Source organism: Methyloversatilis sp. S146-33, from assembly GCF_059552495.1.
The window spans coordinates 59,435-76,032 of the sequence record NZ_JCANOT010000015.1 but is presented as its reverse complement, the minus strand read 5'-3'; the positions used below and the strand labels follow the sequence as shown (position 1 = coordinate 76,032).

General features: G+C 64.3%; 14 protein-coding genes and 3 tRNA genes. 15 read left to right on the top strand and 2 right to left on the bottom strand.

All coding sequences use genetic code 11. The features are described from left to right. The first annotated feature begins 2 nt into the window (after positions 1-2). The 14 genes from AC51BJ_RS03125 to AC51BJ_RS03060 all read left to right on the top strand — a co-directional run bounded on the left by AC51BJ_RS03125 (position 3) and on the right by AC51BJ_RS03060 (position 12,825). Positions 3-1,205 (top strand): tryptophan--tRNA ligase, encoded by a 1,203-nt coding sequence (locus AC51BJ_RS03125; protein WP_304003358.1) that lies wholly within the window; start codon positions 3-5, stop codon positions 1,203-1,205. Beyond that, positions 1,205-2,044, top strand: a complete 840-nt coding sequence (locus tag AC51BJ_RS03120; protein ID WP_496279294.1) for a segregation and condensation protein A — start codon at positions 1,205-1,207, stop codon at positions 2,042-2,044. The genes AC51BJ_RS03125 and AC51BJ_RS03120 overlap by 1 nt, the downstream gene beginning before the upstream one ends. Next, entirely contained in the window at positions 2,001-2,573 is a 573-nt protein-coding gene (gene scpB / locus AC51BJ_RS03115) for an SMC-Scp complex subunit ScpB (RefSeq protein ID WP_019918072.1), read from the top strand. The genes AC51BJ_RS03120 and scpB overlap by 44 nt, the downstream gene beginning before the upstream one ends. Continuing rightward, complete coding sequence (gene rluB, locus AC51BJ_RS03110) at positions 2,560-3,657, top strand: 23S rRNA pseudouridine(2605) synthase RluB (protein WP_496279293.1); 1,098 nt, start codon at positions 2,560-2,562, stop codon at positions 3,655-3,657. The genes scpB and rluB overlap by 14 nt, the downstream gene beginning before the upstream one ends. Positions 3,658-3,814: 157 nt before the next feature. Further along, positions 3,815-4,267, top strand: coding sequence for a ribosome maturation factor RimP (rimP, locus tag AC51BJ_RS03105; RefSeq protein WP_304003401.1), 453 nt, complete (start codon positions 3,815-3,817; stop codon positions 4,265-4,267). After that, the gene (nusA, locus tag AC51BJ_RS03100; RefSeq protein ID WP_019918077.1) at positions 4,264-5,736 is read left to right on the top strand and encodes a transcription termination factor NusA; all 1,473 of its coding nucleotides are present in this window, start codon (positions 4,264-4,266) and stop codon (positions 5,734-5,736) included. The genes rimP and nusA overlap by 4 nt, the downstream gene beginning before the upstream one ends. Positions 5,737-5,756: 20 nt before the next feature. After that, a complete protein-coding gene (infB, locus tag AC51BJ_RS03095) occupies positions 5,757-8,504 on the top strand; it encodes a translation initiation factor IF-2 (RefSeq protein WP_496279292.1) in 2,748 nt (915 codons plus the stop codon). Positions 8,505-8,522: 18 nt separating this feature from the next. After that, positions 8,523-8,894 carry a 30S ribosome-binding factor RbfA gene (rbfA, locus tag AC51BJ_RS03090; RefSeq protein WP_304003363.1) on the top strand — a complete coding sequence of 124 codons (372 nt, stop codon included), beginning with the start codon at positions 8,523-8,525 and terminating at the stop codon, positions 8,892-8,894. A gap of 1 nt (position 8,895) precedes the next feature. After that, positions 8,896-9,825, top strand: a complete 930-nt coding sequence (gene truB, locus AC51BJ_RS03085) for a tRNA pseudouridine(55) synthase TruB (RefSeq protein ID WP_496279291.1) — start codon at positions 8,896-8,898, stop codon at positions 9,823-9,825. A gap of 67 nt (positions 9,826-9,892) precedes the next feature. Next, positions 9,893-10,162, top strand: coding sequence for a 30S ribosomal protein S15 (gene rpsO, locus AC51BJ_RS03080; protein WP_019918081.1), 270 nt, complete (start codon positions 9,893-9,895; stop codon positions 10,160-10,162). A 162-nt stretch (positions 10,163-10,324) separates the two neighbouring features. Then, entirely contained in the window at positions 10,325-12,412 is a 2,088-nt protein-coding gene (pnp, locus tag AC51BJ_RS03075) for a polyribonucleotide nucleotidyltransferase (RefSeq protein ID WP_496279376.1), read from the top strand. 101 nt (positions 12,413-12,513) lie between these two features. After that, a tRNA-Pro gene (locus AC51BJ_RS03070) sits at positions 12,514-12,590 on the top strand. Positions 12,591-12,619: 29 nt separating this feature from the next. Further along, positions 12,620-12,696 (top strand) — tRNA-Arg (locus AC51BJ_RS03065). 53 nt (positions 12,697-12,749) lie between these two features. Then, positions 12,750-12,825 (top strand) — tRNA-His (locus AC51BJ_RS03060). 145 nt (positions 12,826-12,970) lie between these two features. On the opposite strand, the gene bfr is transcribed toward AC51BJ_RS03060, so the two are convergent. Both bfr and AC51BJ_RS03050 read right to left on the bottom strand, forming a co-directional pair. After that, positions 12,971-13,438, bottom strand: coding sequence for a bacterioferritin (bfr, locus tag AC51BJ_RS03055; protein WP_019918083.1), 468 nt, complete (start codon positions 13,436-13,438; stop codon positions 12,971-12,973). Between the two features lie 158 nt (positions 13,439-13,596). After that, complete coding sequence (locus AC51BJ_RS03050) at positions 13,597-14,493, bottom strand: recombination-associated protein RdgC (RefSeq protein WP_496279290.1); 897 nt, start codon at positions 14,491-14,493, stop codon at positions 13,597-13,599. A 163-nt stretch (positions 14,494-14,656) separates the two neighbouring features. Between AC51BJ_RS03050 and AC51BJ_RS03045 the strand changes: the two genes are divergently transcribed. Further along, positions 14,657-16,588, top strand: coding sequence for a DNA topoisomerase IV subunit B (locus tag AC51BJ_RS03045; protein WP_019918086.1), 1,932 nt, complete (start codon positions 14,657-14,659; stop codon positions 16,586-16,588). Positions 16,589-16,598 lie beyond the last annotated feature (10 nt).

Sequence of the window (16,598 nt, the reverse complement as noted above, 5' to 3'; positions counted from 1 at the left end):
ACATGTACGCAGAACGCGTTCTTTCCGGCATGCGCCCCACCGGTCGCCTGCATCTTGGTCACTACCACGGCGTGCTGAAGAACTGGGTCAAGCTGCAGCACGAATACCCCTGTCTGTTCTTCGTTGCCGACTGGCATGCGCTGACCACCAATTACGAAGACACACAGGTGATCGAGCGTAGCGTGTGGGACATGCTGATCGACTGGCTGGCCGCGGGTGTCGATCCCAACCAGGCGACGCTGTTCATCCAGTCGCGGGTGCCGGAGCACGCCGAACTGCATCTGCTGCTGTCGATGATGTGTCCGCTCGGCTGGCTGGAGCGGGTGCCGACCTACAAGGACCAGCAGGAAAAGCTGGCCGACAAGGATCTGGCGACCTACGGCTTCCTCGGCTATCCGCTGCTGCAGTCGGCCGATATCCTGATCTACCGCGCCAATCTGGTGCCGGTTGGCGAGGATCAGGTGCCGCACGTCGAACTGACCCGCGAGGTGGCCCGTCGCTTCAACCACCTGTACGGTCGTGAGCCCGGCTTCGAGGACAAGGCGCGTGAGGCGGTGAAGAAGCTGGGCGGCAAGCGCGGCAAGCTGTACGAGGAACTGCGCCGCCTGTACCAGCAGGAAGGCAAGGAGGACGCGCTGGCGCAGGGCAAGGCGCTGCTCGAAGAGGCACAGAGCCTGAGTCTGGGCGACCGAGAGCGCCTCTACGGCTATCTGGAAGGCGGCGGCAAGATGATTCTGGCCGAGCCGGGTGCGCTGCTGACCGAGGCGGCGCGCATGCCGGGTCTGGACGGGCAGAAGATGTCCAAGTCGTACAACAACACGCTGATGCTGCGTGAAGAACCCGAGGTCGTCACCAAGAAGATCCGCGGCATGATGACCGACACCCAGCGCGTGCGCCGCACCGATCCGGGCGATCCGGACCGCTGCCCGGTGTGGCAGTTCCACGTGATCTACTCGGACGACTCGGTCAAGCAGTGGGTACAGGAAGGTTGCCGCTCGGCCGGCATCGGTTGCCTCGAGTGCAAGCAGCCGGTGATCGACGCGGTGCTGAAGGAACAGGCACCGATCCACGAGCGCGCGAAGCAGTACGAGGAAGATCCGATGCTGTTGCGCAACATCGTCGCCGATGGCTGCGAACGGGCGCGCAAGCTGGCGTCGGAAACGATGCGCGACGTGCGCGAGGCCATGGGCCTGAACTACGCCTGATGTCCGGCGAGGCGCTCATCGCTGAACCGGTGCCGGCCGCGACGGCCGCGCCACCGGCGCGCCTGTATGGCGAGGCGCTGGAAAAACTTCCGCTCGACCTGTACATTCCGCCCGATGCGCTCGAAGTGTTCCTGGACGCGTTCCAGGGGCCGCTCGATCTGCTGCTCTACCTGATACGCAAGGCCAACGTCGACATCCTCGACATTCCGATGGCGCCGCTGACCGCGCAATACCTCGTCTACGTCGAGGCGATGCGCTCGCAACGCCTGGAACTGGCGGCGGAATACCTGCTGATGGCGGCCATGCTGCTCGAGATCAAGTCTCGCATGCTGCTGCCGCGTCCGCCGCGTGAAGTCGCCGACGAGGGCGAGGATCCGCGTGCTGAACTGGTACGCCGGCTGATCGAGTACGAACAGATGAAGGCGGCCGCGCTGGCGCTGGACGCGATTCCGCGCATCCAGCGCGAGCACGAGTGGGTCGGCGTGCAGGTGGCCGAGCGGCTGGTCGAGATCCAGCCGAACGTGAGTGCGACCGACCTGCAGCTGGCCTGGCTGGCGCTGATGCGCCGTGCCGACATGACCCGCCATCACAAGGTGACGCGCGAGGCGCTGTCGGTGCGTGAGTTCATGTCCGGCATCCTGCGCCGGCTGCACGAAGAAGGTGATCTGCGCTTCGACCAGTTGTTCGAGGTTGGCGCGCCGGCCGCCCAGATGGTGGTGAATTTTCTCGCGGTGCTCGAACTGGCCCGCGAGAACCTGATTGAACTGCTTCAGCTCGAAGCCTTTGCGCCGATTTATGTCCGAACTGCCCGAACAGCCGCAGTCGCCGAGCCCGTCTGAGGTCAAGCGCGTGCTCGAAGCCGCGCTGCTCGCCAGCCAGGACGCAATGAGTACCGGCGAACTGCGAAAGCTGTTCGAACAGGAGCTCGACCACGCGCTGATCCGTCGTCTGCTCGACGAGTTGCGCGAGGACTGGGCGGGGCGGGGCATCGAACTGGTCCAGGTGTCGTCCGGCTGGCGTTTCCGCACCACCGCGGACGTTCAGCCCTACCTGGATCGACTGAAGAACGAAAAGCCCGCGAAGTATTCCAGAGCGGTGCTGGAAACGCTGGCGATCATTGCGTACCGCCAGCCGGTGACGCGCGGCGATATCGAGGACATCCGCGGTGTGGCGGTGTCGCCGGGCATCATCAAGGCGCTCGAAGGGCGCGGCTGGATTGACAGCGTGGGTTACCGCGAAGTCCCCGGCCGGCCGGCGCTGTATGCAACGACACGACGTTTTCTCGACGACCTGGGCCTGCGCACGCTCGCTGAGCTGCCGCCGCTGGCCGAACTACAGAAGGTGATGGAATTCAATGATGCAAGGTAGACGCAGGCCGGGCGCCGGTGGCGAGGTCAATGGCAACGTGGCCAATTACCGCTCGCAGGACAGCAAGAACAAGCGGCGCGGCCCGGTGGTGTTCAACGAACCGCAGAAGCTGCACAAGATGCTGGCGGACATGGGCCTGGGTTCGCGCCGCGAACTGGAAGACTGGATCGTCGCCGGCCGCATCAGCGTCAACTCGCTGCCGGCGCATGTGGGTCAGCGCGTCGGGCCGGAGGACAAGGTCCGCGTCAATGGCAAGCTGATCCACATCCACTTCGCCCAGCGTGCGCCGCGCGTGCTGATCTACCACAAGCCGGAAGGCGAAATCGTGTCGCGCGACGACCCGGAAGGCCGTCCGTCGGTGTTCGACAAGCTGCCCAAGGTGGGCGGTGGCCGCTGGATCGCGGTCGGTCGACTCGACTTCAACACTTCGGGCCTGCTCGTATTCACCACCAGCGGTGAGCTGGCCAACAAGCTGATGCACCCGAGCTATGAGCTCGAACGCGAGTACGCGGTGCGCCTGATCGGGGAGCTCACGCCGGAACAGTCGAAGAAGCTGACCGACGGCATCGAGCTCGAAGATGGCATCGCCAAGTTCAATTCGCTGGCTGACGGCGGCGGCGAAGGTTCGAACCACTGGTACCGCGTCACGCTGTCCGAAGGCCGCAACCGCGAGGTGCGTCGCATGTTTGAGGCGATCGGTCTGACCGTGAGCCGACTGATGCGCGTGCGCTATGGCCCGTTCGAGCTGCCGCGACGTCTGGCGCGCGGCAAGTCGGAGGAGCTCAAGGCGGAACAGGTCGAGAAGCTGTTGTCGGTGGTGCCGGCCAAGGGCAAGCAGCGCAAAGGGCCGGTAGATGAAGCCCGGCCGCAAGCCGACGGCGAAACGCCGGCGTCGCCCAAGCGCGGCCGTCGCCGCGGTCCGCGCAAGCCGCGTGAAGCCGGTGAGGGTGGCAATCGCGCTGCGCCGCAACAGGGGGCACCGTCGCCGCAAGGCGGCGAGGGCGACGCCCCGGCCCGCAAGCGCGCACCGCGTCGCCGTCGCCGCTCGTCGGCCAAGCCCGCGGCAGGCGGCGGAGAGGCCTGACGACATACCACCGTTGGGCGGGGCAGTCCATCCTTGCAGCTTGAGGGGATGGATGGCCTCTGTTACACTCCTCGGCTTGTTGCGCTGGCCCGGCCGGCGTTTTTCGATGGGCGGTCAGCCCATTTTTTATTTGTACATCCGGAAGTGTGTTGCTGGGATGAGTGTTGCGGAACTGATCGAGCAGGCGGTAACTGGGCTCGGCTACGAATTCGTCGATCTTGAAACCTCGCCAAGAGGCCGTCTGCTGCGTGTCTTCATTGACACCGACAAGGGCATCATGGTGGATGACTGCGTGACGGTGAGCAATCACCTGACCCGCCTTTTCATGGTCGAAAACGTCGATTACGACCGTCTTGAAGTGTCCTCCCCGGGGCTTGATCGCCCGCTGCGCAAGACCGCCGACTTCGTTCGCTTCACCGGGCAGGAGGCGCAGTTGCGCCTGCGCGTGCCGGTGGGCAATCAACGCAATTTCACCGGTCGACTGGCCGGCGTGGCCAACGACCGGCTCACCCTCGAGATCAAGGGCGAAGCCCACGAGTTCGAACTGTCGCAGATCGAACGTGCCCGCCTGGTGCCGGACTTTGAACGCAAGCAGGAGTTGAAACGATGAGTCGCGAGATTCTGTTGCTGGTCGATGCACTGGCACGCGAAAAGAATGTGTCCCGCGAAGTGGTTTTCGGCGCTCTCGAAACCGCACTGGCTTCGGCCACCAAGAAGCGCACCCATGACGACGCCGACGTGCGCGTGTCGATCGACCGCGAAACCGGCGAGTACGAAGCCTTCCGTCGCTGGCACGTGCTGCCGGACGAACTGGTCGAGAACGACGAGGCCGAGATCGGCCTGATCGACGCCCGCGAGCAGATCGCCGACATCCAGGTCGACGACTACATCGAAGAAGCCCTGGAGCCGGTCGATTTCGGCCGCATCGGTGCGCAGGCCGCCAAGCAGGTCATCCTGCAGCGCATCCGTGATGCCGAGCGCGAACAGATCCTGAACGACTTCCTTGAGCGCAAGGACCATCTGGTCACCGGCACCATCAAGCGGATCGAGCGCGGCAATGCCATCGTCGAAGTGGGCCGCCTGGAGGCGCTGCTGCCGCGCGAACACATCATTGCCCGCGAGAACCTGCGCGTCGGCGACCGCGTCAAGGCAGTGCTGCTGCGTGTCGATCGCCAGGCGCGTGGCCCGCAGATCATCCTGTCGCGTACCGCGCCCGAGTTCATCATGAAGCTGTTCGAGCTCGAAGTGCCGGAGATCGAAGACGGCCTCATCGAGATCAAGGGCGCCGCCCGCGACCCCGGTATCCGCGCCAAGATCGCTGTCAAGTCGAACGATCCGCGCGTCGATCCGCAAGGCACCTGCATCGGCATGCGCGGTTCGCGCGTGCAGGCGGTGACCAACGAACTGGGCGGCGAGCGCGTCGACATCATCCTGTGGTCGCCTGATCCGGCGCAGTTCGTCATCGGCGCGCTGGCGCCGGCCGAAGTCGCCTCCATCGTGGTGGATGAGGACGCGCACAGCATGGACGTGGTGGTCAGCGAAGACAACCTCGCGATTGCCATCGGTCGCAGCGGCCAGAACGTGCGCCTCGCGTCCGAGCTGACCGGCTGGAAGATCAACCTGATGACGGTCGAGCAGTCGGCCGCCAAGTCCGACGCGGAGAACGCCGCCATCCGCCTGCTGTTCATGGCCAAGCTGGACGTGGACGAGGAAGTGGCGGACATCCTGATCGAGGAAGGCTTCTCGACGCTGGAGGAAGTGGCTTACGTGCCGCTGGCTGAAATGCTCGAGATCGAGGCGTTCGACGAAGATACGGTGAACGAACTGCGTACCCGCGCACGTAACGTGCTGCTGACCGAAGCCATCGTCGACGAAGAGCAACTGGAGCAGGTCGATGATGCCCTGCTGGCGCTGGACGGCATGGACAAGCAGCTGGCGGCGCAGCTGGCGCGCGCCAATGTGCGCACGCGCGATGATCTGGCTGATCTCGCTGTTGATGAACTGGTCGAGATCGCCGGCATCGATGCTGCGCGCGCGACATCGCTGATCACCACTGCGCGCGCGCACTGGTTTGAATAATTGAGGACGGTATGGCGTTGATGAGTGTTTCCCAGTTTGCGACCGAGCTGAAAATCCCCGCGGCCGCGCTGCTTGAGCAGCTGAAGCAGGCCGGTGTGGACAAGAAGAGCGAAGGCGATTCGCTGACCGAGCAGGACAAGACGCGCCTGCTCGACTACTTGCGGCGTCAGCACGGCGATACGGCGGGAAAGACCAAGATCACGCTGACCCGTCGTCAGACCACCGAGATCAAGGCGACCAATTCGTCCGGTCAGGCGCGTACCGTACAGGTCGAAGTGCGCAAGAAGCGCGTGCTGGTCAAGCGCGATCCGGCCGAGTTGCTGGCCGAAGAAGCAGCGCAGGCGGCGGCGACCGAAGAGGTCGCGGCCGACGTCGTGGCGGACGAGGCGACTTTTATCCCCGAGCCCGAGCCGACGCCGGTGGTGCCGGAACCGGTGCTCGAAGTGGCGCCGGAACCTGAGCCCGAACCGGAACCTGAGCCCGAACCCGAACCGGCGGCGGTTGAGACGCCCGAGCCGGTGGCCGAAAGCGCTCCGGAAGTCGTGGCCGAGGCGGCTGCGCCGACCGAGCCGCGTCCGCTGACCGCGCGCGAACGCGAAGCCAAGCGCCACTCCGAACTGCTCGCCCATCAGGCGCGAGAGCTCAAGGAGAAGCAGGAGCGCGAAATCCGCATGCGCCAGGAGACGGAAGCCCGTCTGGTGCGTGCGCAAGCCGAAGCCGAAGCCAAGGCCAAAGCCGAGGAAGAGGCCAAGGCGGCGGCAGCGAAAGCGCCTGCCGGAACGCTGCACAAACCGGCCAAGCCGGACGACAAGACAGCCAAGACTAAGCCCGCTGCGCCCGCTGCAGCCAAGGCAAAGCCGGGTTCGAACTGGAAGGACGACGCCGCCAAGCGCCGTCAGATCAAGACGCGCGGCGACGCCGGTACCGGTGGCTGGCGTGGTGGCCCGAAGGGCCGCAATCATCGCGACCACGATCAGGGCCAGCAGCAGGCGCCGATCGAGGCTGTCGTGCGCGAAGTGCTGGTGCCGGAAACGATTTCCGTCGCCGACCTCGCCCACAAGATGGCGATCAAGGCGACCGAACTGATCAAGGTGCTGATGAAGCTCGGTCAGATGGTCACGATCAATCAGGTGCTGGACCAGGAAACCGCAATGATCCTGGTCGAGGAAATGGGCCACGTCGCCAAGCCGGCCAAGCTGGACGATCCGGAAGCCTTCCTCGGCGAAGCCGACGAGGAGCACAAGGATGTCGAACTGCTGCCGCGCGCACCGGTCGTCACCGTCATGGGTCACGTCGATCACGGCAAGACCTCGCTGCTCGACTACATCCGCCGTGCCCGTGTGGCGGCCGGTGAAGCGGGCGGCATTACGCAGCACATCGGCGCCTATCACGTCGATACGCCGCGCGGCATGATCACCTTCCTCGATACGCCGGGTCACGAGGCCTTCACGGCCATGCGTGCCCGCGGTGCGAAGGCGACCGACCTGGTCATCCTGGTGGTGGCGGCCGATGATGGCGTGATGCCGCAGACGCGTGAAGCCATTCACCACGCGAAGGCGGCCGGCGTGCCGATGGTCGTGGCGATCAACAAGATCGACAAACCCGAAGCCAACCCGGACCGCGTGAAGCAGGAACTTGTGGCCGAAGGTGTGGTTCCGGAAGAATACGGTGGCGACTCACCCTTCATCCCGGTGTCGGCGAAGAAGGGTACGGGCATCGACGAACTGCTCGAGAACGTGCTGCTGCAGGCTGAAGTGCTTGAACTGAAGGCGCCGAAGGAAGCCCCCGCCCGCGGTCTGGTCATCGAAGCGCGTCTCGACAAAGGCAAGGGTCCGGTCGCGTCGGTGCTGGTGCAGTCGGGTACGCTCAAGCGCGGCGACATCCTGCTGTGTGGTCAGGTATTCGGCCGGGTGCGCGCGATGCTGGACGAGTCCGGCAAGGCGATCAGCGAGGCGGGTCCGTCGATCCCGGTGGAAATCCAGGGTCTGTCCGACGTGCCCGCCGCCGGTGACGAGGCGATGGTGCTGGCCGACGAACGCAAGGCGCGTGAAATTGCACTGTTCCGTCAGGGCAAGTTCCGCGACGTGAAGCTGGCGAAGCAACAGGCCGCCAAGCTGGAGTCGATGTTCGAGCAGATGGGCGAGGGCGAAGTCCGCGTGCTGCCGCTCATCATCAAGGCTGACGTTCAGGGTTCGCAGGAAGCGCTGGTGCAGTCGCTGATGAAGCTGTCCACCGACGAAGTGCGCGTGCAGGTGATTCACGCCGCGGTCGGTGCGATCTCGGAAACCGACGTGAACCTGGCGCAGGCTTCCAAGGGCGTCATCATCGGCTTCAACGTTCGCGCCGATGTCGGTGCGCGCAAGCTGGCCGAGAACTTCGGTGTCGATCTGCGTTACTACACCATCATCTACGAAGCGGTCGATGAGGTGAAGGCTGCGCTGTCGGGCATGCTGGCGCCGGAAAAGCGCGAGCACGTGCTCGGTACGGTGGAGATCCGCCAGGTGTTCCGCGGCACCAAGATCGGCACGATTGCCGGTTGTATGGTGCTTTCGGGTCTGGTCAAGCGTGGCGCCAGCGCCCGCCTGCTGCGCAACAACGTGGTGGTGTGGACCGGCGAGCTCGATTCGCTCAAGCGCTTCAAGGACGACGTCAAGGAAGTCAAGGAAGGTTACGAGTGCGGCTTGTCGCTGCGCGGTTACAACGAGATCGAAGAAGGCGACCAGCTCGAGGTCTTCGAAATCCAGGAAATCGCGCGCAAGCTCGCCTGAGCCTGACGCCCACACGCAATGGCCGAACGTTATGCACGCAGTGACCGAGTGTCGGAAGCGATCCGCCGCGAACTGGCTCAGCTGATCGCGACCGAACTGAAGGACCCGCGCGTCGGCATGGTGTCGCTGACCGCGGTCGAACTGACGCCGGACTATGCGCACGCCAAGATCTACTACAGCACGCTGGCCGAAGGTGACGCGCAGAAGCTGATACATGAAGGTCTGGTGCGCGCGTCCGGTTTCCTGCGCCGGGAGATTGGTCGCCGCGTGCGCATACACACCACGCCGCAGCTGCACTTCGTGCATGACCAGACGATGGAGCGTGCCGACCAGTTGTCGCGTCTGATCGACAAGGCCCTGCATTCCGGCCCCTCCACCGGCGAGGATTGAGTTGCAGCCACGCTCGCGCTGGAAGGCGATCAACGGTGTGCTGTTGCTCGACAAACCCATAGGTCTCAGTTCAAACGACGCGCTGCAGAAGGCGCGTCGTCTGTTTCAGGCCGCCCGTGCCGGACACACCGGTACGCTCGATCCGCTGGCCAGTGGTCTGCTGCCGGTCTGCTTCGGCGAGGCGACCCGGTTTGCCGGGCTGATGCTGGATGCCGACAAGGAGTATGTCGCCCAGGTGCGTCTCGGTGTGCGGACGACGACCGGGGACGCCGAAGGCGAGGTGCTCGAAACCCGCGAAGTCGCGATCGACGAAACTGCGCTGCGTAGCGCCGTCGATGCGCATACCGGCGACATCGAGCAGATTCCGCCGATGCACTCTGCGCTCAAGCACGCCGGAAAGCCGCTCTACGAATACGCCCGCGCCGGCGAGACCATCGAACGGGCGGTGCGTCATGTGCGCATACGCGAGATTGAACTGCTGGATGTCACGCTGCCGTCGTTCTCGATGCGCGTGCTGTGCAGCAAAGGCACCTACATCCGTACGTTGGCCGAAGACATCGGTGCGATGCTGGGCTGTGGTGCGCATCTGACCGGACTGCGCCGCACGCGCACCGGGCCCCTGCGACTCGATCGTGCGGTGACACTTGAGCAGATCGCCGCGCTCGAGGAGGACGCGCGCGCGTCGCTGTTGAATCCCGCCGACATCCTGTTGCAGGCCATGCCGCTCTGCCGCATTGCCGACGCGGATGCGCAGCGCCTGATCAACGGTCAGTCGGTGCCGCTTTCAGCGGTCGACGCGGACATTGCGTTGCAAGAAGAAGGCGTGTTGCGCGCCTATGCCGGACCGGCTTTTCTCGGTCTGGTCGTCGTACGCGGCGCCCGCTTGCGGGTGAAGCGCCTGTTGCCGCAGGAAAGTGCGCAAAAGCCTTGAAATAGGCTTGAGATTGCGCAACTGTGGCGTATAATTTTGGGTTTTCCAAACGAGAGAGTTTAGATCAATGGCTATCGTTTCCGCCGATAAAGCCCGCATCGTGGCCGACTTCCAGCGCGCGGCCGGCGATACGGGGTCGCCCGAAGTTCAAGTCGCCCTGCTGACCGCACGCATCAACGACCTGACCGGTCACTTCAAGGAACACGTCAAGGACCACCACTCGCGTCGTGGTCTGCTCAAGATGGTGAGCCAGCGTCGCAAGCTGCTTGACTACCTGAAGCGCACCAACGCCGACGGCTATCGTTCGCTGATCGGCCGCCTCGGTCTGCGCAAGTAATTGCATCCGAAGGCAATGTCTGAGCCTTCGCAGGCTTGACACCACATACCGGCGTGAGTCCTTTGCGGCTCCGCCGGTTTGTTTTTTCTGGCGGGCGGACGATGCCCGCCACTCATCGAATCGAAAGGAATCGACTTGCTTAACGCTACCCGCAAGGAATTCATGTTCGGCACCCAGAAAGTGGTGCTGGAAACCGGCGAGATCGCGCGTCAATCGAGCGGCGCCGTCATCGTAAACGTCGAAGAAACCGTCGTGTTGGCGACCGTCGTGGCCCAGAAGTCGGCAAAGGCTGGCCAGGATTTTTTCCCGCTCACCGTTGATTACGCAGAAAAGTTCTACGCCGCGGGCCGTATCCCCGGCGGTTTCTTCAAGCGCGAGGGCCGTCCTACCGAGAAGGAAACGCTGACCTCGCGTCTGATCGATCGCCCGATCCGCCCGCTGTTCCCGGAAGGCTTTTACAACGAAGTTCAGGTCATCGTTCAGGTGCTGTCGCTGAACCCGGAAGTCGATGCCGACATCCCGGCCATGATCGGTGCATCCGCCGCACTGGCGATCTCCGGCATCCCGTTCAGCGGCCCGATCGGCGCCGCCCGCGTGGGCTATATCGATGGTCAGTACATCGTCAACCCGACCGCCTCGCAGCTGAAGGACAGCAAGCTGAACCTGGTCGTCGCCGGCACCGAAGCAGCCGTGCTGATGGTCGAGTCGGAAGCGATGGAACTGTCGGAAGAAGTCATGCTGGGCGCTGTCGTCTATGGCCACGAGCAGATGCAGGCCGCGATCAATGCGATCAATGAACTGGTCGAAGTCGCCGGCAAGCCGGAGTGGGACTGGCAGGCGCCGGCCCGCGACGAAGCGCTGTGGAACCGCATTTCCGAGCTGGCCGAAGCCAAGCTGCAGGATGCCTACCGCATCACGCAGAAGCAGGTGCGCAGCCAGAGCGTGAACGCCCTGCGCGACGAAGTGATCGCTGCGCTGACCGCCGACGCCGCGACGGCGCCGGACGTGAACACGATCAAGAACTACTTCTTCGACATGGAAGCGCGCATCGTGCGCAGCCGCATCCTGAACGGCGAGCCGCGCATCGACGGTCGCGACACGCGCACCGTGCGTCCGATCGCGATTCGCAACAGCGTGATGCCGCGTACCCACGGTTCGGCGCTGTTCACGCGCGGCGAGACGCAGGCGCTGGTGATCGCCACGCTGGGCACCGGCCGCGACGAGCAGATCATCGACGCGCTGGGCGGCGAGTACCGCGACCGCTTCATGCTTCACTACAACATGCCGCCGTTCGCCACCGGTGAAACCGGCCGCTTCGGCGCACCGAAGCGCCGCGAGATTGGCCATGGTCGTCTGGCCAAGCGCGCGCTGCTCGCTGTGCTGCCGTCGCCGGAAGAGTTCAGCTACTCGATGCGCGTGGTGTCGGAAATCACCGAATCGAACGGTTCGTCGTCGATGGCTTCGGTGTGCGGCGGTTCGCTCGCACTGATGGACGCCGGCGTGCCGCTGAAGGCGCATGTTGCCGGTATCGCGATGGGCCTGATCAAGGATGGCAACCGTTTCGCGGTGCTGACCGACATCCTCGGCGACGAGGATCACCTCGGCGACATGGACTTCAAGGTGGCCGGTACCGACAGCGGCATCACCGCGCTGCAGATGGACATCAAGATCCAGGGCATCACCAAGGAAATCATGCAGGTTGCGCTGGCCCAGGCCCACGAAGCGCGCAAGCACATCCTCGGCATCATGCAGGAGTCGATGTCGGGCGCCCGTGAAGGCGTGTCGACCTACGCACCGCGTCTGCTGACGATGAAGATCAATCCGGAAAAGATCCGCGACGTGATCGGCAAGGGCGGCGCAGTCATCCGCGCGCTGACCGAAGAGACCGGCGCCACGATCGACATCGGCGACGACGGCACCATCACCATCGCATCGGTGAATTCGGAAGCCGCCGAGCACGCCAAGCGCCGCATCGAGGCGATCACGGCTGAAGTCGAAGTGGGCAAGGTCTATGACGGTACGGTGCTGCGTCTGCTGGACTTCGGCGCCATCGTCAGCGTACTGCCGGGCAAGGACGGTCTGCTGCACATTTCGCAGATCGCTAACGAGCGCATCGCCAACGTCGCCGATCACCTGAAGGAAGGTCAGCAGGTGAAGGTGAAGGTGCTGGAGACCGACGAGAAGGGCCGTATCCGCCTGTCGATGAAGGCACTGCTGGCTGCGCCCGAAGTGAACGGCGAGCAGGGCTGAGGTGCTGCAGGGCGGTCCGGCGAATTTCTTTGAAGATATTTCGCTGAAACGCTCTGCAGGCATTGACCGCACCCCGGTCGGCCGGTAATATCGCGGCCTCTCGGGGTGTAGCGCAGCCCGGTAGCGCGCTTGCTTTGGGAGCAAGATGTCGGGGGTTCGAATCCCTCCACCCCGACCATAATCGGTCCGCAACACCGTTCTTAGTACCTGCCCGTAGCTCAACTGGATAGAGCAACGGCCTTCTAAGCCGTAGGTTGCGGGTTCGATTCCTGCCGGGCAGGCCAGCAAAGGCCTGAGAGAGTTTCAAAGCGGTTGCCGTCTGGCATCCGTTCCAGTGGTGGCTGTAGCTCAGTTGGTAGAGTCCTGGATTGTGATTCCAGTTGTCGTGGGTTCGAGTCCCATCAGCCACCCCACCCAATTCCCCTGTTGTTGATTGTGCGAGCCCGTCGCGCCGACATTTGTCGCGCGCGAGGTGCGCGTCGTCATGGCACGTGCCGAGGCATGGCATCGTGCAGCGATGGCGGAGCGCACGCCCTTGGCCATCGCCGCCGTCAGCATTCAGCCCGCAGCGCTCTGCAGGTAGTTCTGCTCGCCCATCAGCTTGATCAGGCGCAGTTGCTGTTCCAGCCAGTGCGCGTGGTCCTCTTCGGTGTCCTTCAGCATCGGCAGCAGCAGATCACGGGTGACGTAATCCTGCTCCTTCTCGGTCAGTGCCATCACTTCGCGCAGATGCTTCACGACTGAAATCTCCACCGCCAGATCGTTCTCGAAAATGCTGACGACGTCGTGGCCGACATTGAGCGGGGCGGGTTTCATGTCAGGCGTACCGCTCAGCATCAGGATGCGGCGTATCAGCGCGTCGGCGTGGCCCGTTTCGTCTTCCATTTCATGCGCGATGCGCGCGGCGGCCTTGCTGAAGCCCCATTCGTCGAGCATGCGCGAATGGATGAAGTACTGGTCGCGTGCCGCCAGTTCGTAGACCAAGAGCGCGTTCAGCGCGTCGAGGATGACCTGTTTTCCTTGCATGGCTTATCTCACTTCCCGGATGTCCGGCGCATACGAAGATTGTTCGATGATGCGCCCATTCTGGCTTCTGTGCTGGGTTTGGTGGCGTCCCGCGAAGTCGTGGTGCGAACCGTATTCATTCGCAGTCGCCGTATCGGTCTTTCTTCCCGGTGATGCGCTCAGTTCGACGCGACGCCGCCCAGCGCTTCTTCGAGGTGATCGATCAGGCGGCTGACCTCGCCGGTCATCAGCGCGAAATCGGTGTCGAAACGCTCGGCTTCATCGCCGCTGCCGTCGTCGTTCTCGGTCAGCACATCCAGCGGTGCGACCCGCTTGACTGCGAGGTTCTCGGTCAGCGTGAACGAAACACGGTCCATCCAGCTCAGCGCCAGACGGGTGCACTGCTTGCCGGCTTCGATGTGGCGACGCAGGTCGTCCGCTTCCAGCGCATGGCGCACGTAGCGCACGGTCGCTTTGGACTGCGTGCTGGAGCGCAGTTCGGTGTCCTGATCGATGCTGAAGCCGGCGGGCGCTTCGTCGGCGGCCAGCCAGGAGGTCATCGCCGATACCGGCGACAGCGCGGTCTGCAGCGGGCGGGCGCCCAGCTGTTCGACGCACTCGTTCAGCAGCTGCATCACCTCGTCGCCCTTGGCGCTGGCGGCTGCGTCGACAACGATGCGACCCTTGACCGGGTCTATCCACACCTGCGTATCGCGCCAGATGGCGAAGGCGCGCGGCAGCAGTTCGTTGGTGACGCTGTCCTTCAGCTCGCGCATTTCCTTGCGGCCGGGTTTGTAGCCCTGCTTTTCCTCGATTTCCTGGGCACGTGCCTTGGCGACCTGATTGATGACGGTGGCCGGCAGCAGCTTCTTTTCGGTGCGCAGCGTGATCAGCATCTGACCGCCGACCGCGTGCACCAGCGCGCCGTTGTCGCGCGGCGACATCCAGCCCATGCGCTGCATTTCCACGCTGCTGCCCGGCTGGAAGGCCTTGGCGGCGAGCTTTTCGTCCAGTTGTTCAGGGGCGAGCGCGAAGGGGGCGGTGAGGCGGTAGATCTGCAGGTTCTTGAACCACATGGCGTCGGGCAAAAAGGGACGCAGTGTATATGAGTGGAGTCGGGCGGCAGGCGCTGCCGCGTCGGTGGGCGCATGTCAATATCGACGGCCGCGCCCCTCTCCGTGCACACTAGCGGCCTTCCGCGCGGCGCGTGCCGCGCTCCCGTTCCGCTGATTCACTCCGATGACGACTCCCAGCTACAACGCCGCTGAAATCCAGGTGCTCGAGGGCATCGCGCCGATCCAGAAGCGGCCGGACATGTACACCCGGACCGAAAGTCCGAACCACATCATCCAGGAAATGATCGACAACGCCTGCGACGAGGCGCAGGGCGGCTTCGCCGACGGCATCCGCGTCGTGATGCACGGCGACGGCTCGGTGTCGGTCGAGGACAACGGTCGCGGCATTCCGGTCGATATCCACCCGACCAAGAAGGTGCCGGCGATCGAGGTCATCTTCACCATCCCGCACTCGGGCGGCAAATTCGAGGGCAAGGCCTACAAGATCGCCGGCGGTCTGCACGGTGTCGGCGTGACGGTGACCAATGCGCTGTCGACCCGGCTGGAGGCGACGGTCAAGCGCGGCGGCAAGGAACATTCGATCACCTTCGACCACGGCATTTCGCAGGGCCTGACCGAAGTCGGCAGCTGCCCGAAGTCGCATACCGGCACCCGCGTGCGCGCCTGGCCGGATCCGAAGTACTTCGCCAGTTCGAAGGTGAAGCGTGCCGACATCGAGCATCTGCTGCGCGCGCGCAGCGCCATGCTGCCCGGCGTGCGCATCCGTTTCGAGGACGAAGAGAGCGGGGCGGTGCAGGAGTGGCAGTACGCCAATGGTCTCGAAGGCTATCTGCGCGAGGAGATCGGCGACGCGAAGTGCGAGCTGTTCTGCGGCGCGCGCACGGCGATCGCCGGCTACGACGAGGGCGAGGGCGCCGAATGGGCGATCGCCTTCCCCGAGGGCGTGTCGGTGCGCGAGTCCTTCGTGAACCTGATTCCGACGCCGGGCGGCGGCATGCACGAGTCCGGCATGCGGCAGGCGCTGTTCGAATCGGTGAAGGACTACGCCACCCACCACGGCCTGATGCCGGCCAAGCTCGCGCTGCAGTCGGAAGACGTGTCGCAGCATGCGAGCTATGTGCTCAGCGCCAAGGTGCTGGAGCCGCGCTTCCAGGGGCAGACCAAGGACAAGCTGAACAACCGCGAGGCGGTGAAGCTCGTGTACGAAGCGATCAAGGACACGCTGGACCGCTGGCTCAACGACCACGCGACCGAGGCGCAGCGCATCGCCGGTCTGGCGATCAAGAGTGCGCAAACCCGCGCGCGGGCGGGCAAGGTGGTGGAAAAGCGCGCCGGTTCCGGCGTCACGCTGCTGCCGGGCAAGCTCACCGACGCCACCGGCACCTCGCCGGAACAGAACGAAATCTTCCTGGTCGAGGGCGACTCCGCCGGCGGTAGCGCCAAGCAGGCGCGCGACCGGCAGTTCCAGGCGGTGCTGCCGCTGCGCGGCAAGGTGCTCAACACCTTCGAGATCGACTCGTCGGAGATCTTCGCCAACAACGAAGTGCACGACATCGCGGTGGCGCTGGGCATCGACCCGCACAAGCCGGACGCGCCGGACGCGGTGCTCGACGGCCTGCGTTATCACAAGATCATCATTCTGTCGGATGCCGACGTCGATGGCGCCCACATCCAGACGCTGCAACTCACGCTCTTCCTGCGTCACTTCCCGAAGCTGATCGAACGTGGCCACGTGTTCATCGGCCAGCCGCCGCTGTACTGCGTGAAGATCGCGCCGACCAAGACCCGACCGGCGCGCCGTCTTTACGCGTTGGACGAGGCCGAGCGCGACACCATACTGGCCAACCTGATTGCCGACGGTATTGCCGAGAGCGCGCTGACGGTGAGCCGCTTCAAGGGTCTGGGCGAAATGAATCCGGACGAACTGAAGGAAACCGCGATGAATCCGGAAACGCGCCGGCTCATCCGCATCACCCAGGGGGCCGACCCCGATCTGGTGCTGAACACCTTCACCATGCTGATGGGCAAGAAAGAAGCCGAACGCCGCCGTCGCTGGATGGAACTGGAAGGCGACAAGGTCGTGCCGGATGCTTGAGGAGGGCAGG

Excerpts from the sequence above, each read along its gene's own strand:
- nusA (WP_019918077.1), top strand. The coding sequence starts at position 4,264 with ATGAGTCGCGAGATTCTGTTGCTGGTCGATGCACTGGCACGCGAAAAG.
- rimP (WP_304003401.1), top strand. The coding sequence starts at position 3,815 with ATGAGTGTTGCGGAACTGATCGAGCAGGCGGTAACTGGGCTCGGCTAC.
- rpsO (WP_019918081.1), top strand. The coding sequence starts at position 9,893 with ATGGCTATCGTTTCCGCCGATAAAGCCCGCATCGTGGCCGACTTCCAG.
- AC51BJ_RS03125 (WP_304003358.1), top strand. The coding sequence starts at position 3 with ATGTACGCAGAACGCGTTCTTTCCGGCATGCGCCCCACCGGTCGCCTG.
- scpB (WP_019918072.1), top strand. The coding sequence starts at position 2,001 with ATGTCCGAACTGCCCGAACAGCCGCAGTCGCCGAGCCCGTCTGAGGTC.
- AC51BJ_RS03045 (WP_019918086.1), top strand. The coding sequence starts at position 14,657 with ATGACGACTCCCAGCTACAACGCCGCTGAAATCCAGGTGCTCGAGGGC.
- pnp (WP_496279376.1), top strand. The coding sequence starts at position 10,325 with ATGTTCGGCACCCAGAAAGTGGTGCTGGAAACCGGCGAGATCGCGCGT.
- AC51BJ_RS03050 (WP_496279290.1), bottom strand. The coding sequence starts at position 14,493 with ATGTGGTTCAAGAACCTGCAGATCTACCGCCTCACCGCCCCCTTCGCG.
- AC51BJ_RS03120 (WP_496279294.1), top strand. The coding sequence starts at position 1,205 with ATGTCCGGCGAGGCGCTCATCGCTGAACCGGTGCCGGCCGCGACGGCC.
- infB (WP_496279292.1), top strand. The coding sequence starts at position 5,757 with ATGAGTGTTTCCCAGTTTGCGACCGAGCTGAAAATCCCCGCGGCCGCG.
- rbfA (WP_304003363.1), top strand. The coding sequence starts at position 8,523 with ATGGCCGAACGTTATGCACGCAGTGACCGAGTGTCGGAAGCGATCCGC.
- rluB (WP_496279293.1), top strand. The coding sequence starts at position 2,560 with ATGATGCAAGGTAGACGCAGGCCGGGCGCCGGTGGCGAGGTCAATGGC.
- bfr (WP_019918083.1), bottom strand. The coding sequence starts at position 13,438 with ATGCAAGGAAAACAGGTCATCCTCGACGCGCTGAACGCGCTCTTGGTC.